This window comes from Bradyrhizobium sp. (assembly GCF_027451485.1).
GTDB lineage: Bacteria > Pseudomonadota > Alphaproteobacteria > Rhizobiales > Xanthobacteraceae > Bradyrhizobium.
The window spans coordinates 1-4,926 of record NZ_DAIDJE010000207.1 but is presented as its reverse complement, the minus strand read 5'-3'; the positions used below and the strand labels follow the sequence as shown (position 1 = coordinate 4,926).

The following is a 4,926-nucleotide window of genomic DNA, read 5'->3' as shown; positions in this document are numbered from 1 at the left end:
TCTGTCCATTTTTTCGAGGGAAGATCACTTTTGGTCGAAGCTCAAAAGCCCGCCGGCTCAACCCCGGCGGGCTTCGTTGGCGTGTTACGGTCTGCGCTACTGCTCCCCCATGCCGCAACGAAAGCCTCAGCTATACGGGTGGCCGGCGCTGATAATCTGATGCTTCCTGACCGCCTTCTTCCGCACTCCTGCCACCCGTATCGGCTTGCCATGCCCCAGCGCGACGCCTCGCAGGTCCGCTTGAACAACGATTGTCGAGGGTCAAAACGCCGCCGCAAGCCCAAAGCCAAATCAGAGCGTAGATAAGCCGGCGCGGCCGAACGCGGGACGCCTTATCTGAACCGCTATTCGCTTGTCGTTGGTGTTGCGTATCGCGTTTTCAAGAACATCCACGACTTGCATGGAGCGCCCGCCAATCTGTGTTGATTTTGCCACAGGCAGCCATAAAATCATCCTCGTTTATTGTGGGAGTGAGACTATCTTTACGTTGCGTCGTTATACGGTGGTCAAACCTTTCGTTTGGGGGAATCAAATGCGTAAACTCATTTTAACCGCCGCTATCGCCTCGATCGGTCTCTCGAGCACAGCCTTTGCCGCTGATCTGCCCGCTCGTGCGTACACGAAGGCGCCCGCGATGATGCAAGCTGCCTACGACTGGAGCGGCTTCTATATTGGTATCAACGGTGGCGGCGCCACCGGCAACGTCGACTGGAATGAGATTGGCATCGGTGATGAAGGCAGCCACAATCCGTCTGGAGCCACGTTCGGCGGACAGGTCGGCTACCGCTGGCAGATGGCCTCTTGGGTGTTCGGCTTGGAAGCGCAGGGCAACTGGGCTGACTTCAGGGGTAGCAACATTAGCTTGCAGACCGGCTTTGAGAACCAAACTAAGGTGGACGCATTCGGCCTGTTTACCGGTCAGATCGGCTATGCGTGGGATCGCGCGCTATTCTACGTGAAGGGCGGTGCCGCAGTCACGGACAATCGGTACAATGTCTATAACAATGGCTTCTTGCAAGACAATGCCAGTGAAGCTCGGTGGGGCGCTGCGGTTGGCGCCGGCTTCGAATATGCCATCATGCCGAACCTGTCGCTCGGCTTCGAATATGATCACCTGTTCATGGGTGGCAACGACGTGACTTTTGCGTCGGCTACTGTTGACCACATCAAACAGGACGTCGATCTCTTCACTGTTCGTCTGAATTACAAGTTCGGCGGCCCGGTGATGGCCGGTTACTGATCTGATCGCATGCTAAACTGATGAGAGCCCCAGCATTGTCTGGGGCTTTTTTCATGAGAAACAGTCAATGACGCCCTTCGACGTTTGTTATTGGCGCTGCTTGGGTCATTCATCTGAGCCACTCGGATCAGTCATGCCCCGACCGTCGGCGGTAGCGGTGACGATGTTGTTCGATCCATGTCAGGTCTATGATGAGACCAGAGCGGCTCGTTCGCCGGTTTCGCGATCAGGCGTCATGGATGCATCGCGTTCATCGAGATGTTCGAGCGCCGCATCTTAAGGCATTCTTACAGAACAATCGGGCGCACCGCACTTTTGACTCTTAGGGCGGAGAGGTTCAAAGCGCCTCTATCGGGCCGCGCCATACCGATGGCGACTGTCGGAGTTGTTCGTTTTCGCTCTAATCTAACGAATTGTCACAAAATCTCTGCATAAGGGGTTCGGCGGCTGCCGAAACGATCTCGTGGGCACCACCGCTGCGCCGATCCCGCCCGACCTGCCGTTGTCATTTTCGTTCCCGTGTCGTTCGCGGGCCCGACCTGTCGAACGGCCAGCTGTGCTTCCGCAGCATGTTTTCATCTCGTTGTCATCTCCGCTGGATAACCAAGCATGTCTATTTTTGGTTGTGTATTTTGGCGCGTCTTAGTAGCGCGAGAGTAAGCGACGTGAGTACGTTAAAACTATTGTGTCTTACAGGTTGTCCTCGTTGCGGATTGCAATTATCTCCTGGCCCGACTGACGCCTCGGTTTGGGTCTTCCGACTTCGCAAGCCAAACCCTGCTGGAGACCTACGTGGAAGCGACTGTCGTCGCCCCTAACACCCAGGCTCTCCACTCTGGTCGCCCAGATCAGGGGAAACCGCTGAATGCGTGAAGCGCCGCATACCCGCATTGGGGCGAACATCGCCGCCTATGGCGCCGCACCGGTTGCTGCCGCTTTCACCCGCCGCAAAGCCATTTCCCTGCGGTTGCTTCGACGCCTTTTCTGACAACTCGCCCGCCCATGATCAGGAACATTGAACTCGATGCGCTGCTTCAAACCCTAATCGCGGCGGAGCAGGGGAGTTTTCACAGAGCCGGCTCGCTACTGGGAGTTCAGACGTCGACCATCAGCAGACGGATCCGGCAGCTTGAAGCACGCATCGGCGTTTCCCTGTTCGAGCGCCATCGCCACGGCATCCGTCCGACCGATGCCGGCAGAGCCTTCCTGGAAAGCACGCGGCGCATCGTGAGCGATCTAGAGTCGCTGCTCACCAACGCGCGCACCGCCGGCCGCGGCGAATCCGGCTGGTTGCGTATCGGCCTCTACGCGTCGCTGTCTACCGGACCGCTGCGCGCAGCCCTTCTGGCTTACGCGGAGCGCTTCCCCGATGTTGAGATCAGCGTCATCGATGAAAGCCGGCACAGCCTGATGGAACGGCTCAACAGCGGCGCCCTCGACGTCGTCATCGTCACCGGCCGGATCCAAAGCGGCTCACACGAAGTTCTTCCGTTGTGGACCGAGAAAATCCTGGTCGCCATATCTGACGCCCATCGTTTCGCCGTCGCGCAGGCCGTGAGCTGGGATGATTTGCGGCAGGAACAGATCCTATTCAGCAACCGCGATCCTGGTCCAGAGCTAAGGGATGCGTTGATCGCGAAACTGAACGGCTCCGGCGTCCTGCCCGCCATTGTCCAGACCAGCGCCGACCGCGACACGGTCATCGGCCTCGTGGCGTTGCGCCGTTCCATCACGCTGCTCTATGCGTCCAATGCCGGCGTCGTCCACCCCGGCGTCGTCTACCGCGAGATAACTGAGAGACGCCGGACGCTGCCGCTGCCGTGCTTGGCCTGTTGGCACACACGAAACGACAATCCCGCGCTGCGACAGTTCTTAGATCTCTTGCGCGAGGATGCCGGGCTCGCTCGCCGCCACACTCATCCCGCGGCTGGTGGAGGTTGAGATTTGCGAGATGGCAGTTTCCTTCGGGCTTTCGCGAAAGCGCGGTCCGTCGCCATGAAACGCGCCAGCATCGGCCCAATCAGCTTGGTCGGCTCGACCGCCTGGCCGCTTTCTGCCGACAACACGTCGCTGTAGGCGGCGAGGTCCCGATAAACTTGAGCCGGTAGCTCGACCGTCAGCTTGACTGGCTTGTCGTCCATAAGCGGGCCGAGTTTCAGCTTGGTCACGATGTCCCGCTCCGTCAGCCCTTGTAGGGCACAAATATCAGATCGCGGTTGACCACCACCCGTACCGGAAAGCCCGGTCGGATCGTTAGTGTCGGCTGAACATTGAGCTGGCGGCTGACCAACGTCTGCCCGGTCTGGTTGACGGTGTTCTCGGCACCTGTGCGCAATGCCTCCACCACGGAATTATTGCTGTTCAGCACGAGCTCGCTGGCGATGCCGAGCAGGGTGGAGATCGCCGCTGCCTTGACAAGATTGCCCCAGTGATAGTCGACCTCGTCCTCGAGTCCTGCATAACCCGCGCTGTCGGCACCCGGCTGATGCTCCAGCACGATCGACGTGCCATTCGGCATGATGATGCGCGTCCACACCAAGAGCACGCGCGACTGGCCGAACGAAATCTGACTGTCGTACTGGCCGATCAGCCGTGCGCCTTGCGGGATCAGCAGGAAATTTCCGCTTCTGCTGTCATAGACGTTTTCCGTCACTTGCGCGGTGATCTCGCCAGGCAAGTCGGATCGGATGCCCGTGATCAGCGCTGCCGGGATCACCGATCCGGCCTGCACGACATAGCGCGACGCCGGCCGCGCCAGCCGGTCCGGGCTCACCGTGCGCTGGTCGGTGTCGGCATTCAGGAATGCAAGCTTGCGGTCCTGCATGTTTTGCAGCGATCCGGGATCGAGCGGCGGCCTGCTGTCGGCCGCTTGGGGCTGTCCCGGCACGCCGCTCGCCGCTGGAGTCGGCGCGGTTGGCGCCGTTTCCTGACGCGTGTTCGTGGTCGCGAACACCCGGCTCAGCCGCGCGGCCTCGTCCTCCTGCGCGATGCGTTGTTCGTCCGCTAACGGTGCCGCGCCTACCGCATTGAGGATGGGACGGCCGAGGTCGCCGGGAAGGGGAGGCCCGAGTTGCGGGATTGGCCGCGGCGGCGCTTGCGGCAGCCCGGAATAGTCCTTCGGAAGCTTCTCAAGCTCGTCGGCGGTCGTCTTGTGGCCGGTCGAGTGGAGCTCGGTGGACTCTTGGCCAGGACCGCGCGACTGCAACGCGAACACCAGCGCGCCGAGGATTGCAGCCGCCGCCACCGCGCCAAGCGTCGCCAGCACCTTCCGCGAAAGCCGCGTCACCGGCGACGGCTCGGGCCGCAGGCGCAGTTCAGCCGCGAGCTGATCTTCTCGCGTGAGGTCCGGTTCATTCACCACGGCTTCCACCCGTCCGTGCGCACGATCCGCACCTTCTGTGCGCCGTCACCGCCGAGCCGCAGCTCGGCCGCGGCGAACAGGCGGTCGACGATGTAGTAGTTCTGCCGCGCGCGGTAGTTGACGAGTTGGGTAGCCCCGTCGCTGCCGATCACGAACAGAGGCGGCATCTCGCCTTGCGCGATGCCGCGGGCGAACTCGATATAGACCTTCGCGCCGTCGTCGAACACCTGCGTCGGTCGCCACGGCGGACTGTCGCCCTCGATCGCATAGCGGAAACGCAGCTTGCCGATATCGATGCCGCTGTCGATCGGCGCAGCTGCTTCGG

Annotated in this window: 6 protein-coding genes; 3 read left to right on the top strand and 3 right to left on the bottom strand. The window is 60.9% G+C overall.

Going from position 1 to position 4,926, the window contains the following annotated elements; translation table 11 throughout:
• Positions 1-532: 532 nt before the first annotated feature.
• The 3 genes from NEZ08_RS24300 to NEZ08_RS24290 all read left to right on the top strand — a co-directional run bounded on the left by NEZ08_RS24300 (position 533) and on the right by NEZ08_RS24290 (position 3,181).
• Positions 533-1,240 (top strand): outer membrane beta-barrel protein, encoded by a 708-nt coding sequence (locus NEZ08_RS24300; RefSeq protein WP_298112869.1) that lies wholly within the window; start codon positions 533-535, stop codon positions 1,238-1,240.
• A gap of 865 nt (positions 1,241-2,105) precedes the next feature.
• Positions 2,106-2,228, top strand: coding sequence for a hypothetical protein (locus tag NEZ08_RS24295; protein WP_298112866.1), 123 nt, complete (start codon positions 2,106-2,108; stop codon positions 2,226-2,228).
• A 14-nt stretch (positions 2,229-2,242) separates the two neighbouring features.
• Positions 2,243-3,181, top strand: coding sequence for a LysR family transcriptional regulator (locus tag NEZ08_RS24290; protein ID WP_298112863.1), 939 nt, complete (start codon positions 2,243-2,245; stop codon positions 3,179-3,181).
• Here NEZ08_RS24290 and NEZ08_RS24285 read toward each other — a convergent pair.
• The 3 genes from NEZ08_RS24285 to NEZ08_RS24275 all read right to left on the bottom strand — a co-directional run.
• Positions 3,157-3,408, bottom strand: coding sequence for a DUF2274 domain-containing protein (locus NEZ08_RS24285; protein ID WP_298112861.1), 252 nt, complete (start codon positions 3,406-3,408; stop codon positions 3,157-3,159). The two genes, NEZ08_RS24290 and NEZ08_RS24285, sit on opposite strands and share 25 nt — an antisense overlap.
• Before the next feature lie 14 nt (positions 3,409-3,422).
• Positions 3,423-4,601 carry a TrbI/VirB10 family protein gene (locus tag NEZ08_RS24280; RefSeq protein ID WP_298112858.1) on the bottom strand — a complete coding sequence of 393 codons (1,179 nt, stop codon included), beginning with the start codon at positions 4,599-4,601 and terminating at the stop codon, positions 3,423-3,425.
• On the bottom strand, positions 4,595-4,926 hold a 332-nt coding region (locus NEZ08_RS24275), incomplete at its 5' end, for a TrbG/VirB9 family P-type conjugative transfer protein (protein WP_298112856.1). The genes NEZ08_RS24280 and NEZ08_RS24275, both read right to left, overlap by 7 nt.

Bases quoted from the DNA above. Each gene is read 5' to 3' on its own strand.
- NEZ08_RS24290 (WP_298112863.1), top strand. From the start codon at position 2,243: ATGATCAGGAACATTGAACTCGATGCGCTGCTTCAAACCCTAATCGCG.
- NEZ08_RS24300 (WP_298112869.1), top strand. From the start codon at position 533: ATGCGTAAACTCATTTTAACCGCCGCTATCGCCTCGATCGGTCTCTCG.
- NEZ08_RS24295 (WP_298112866.1), top strand. From the start codon at position 2,106: ATGCGTGAAGCGCCGCATACCCGCATTGGGGCGAACATCGCCGCCTAT.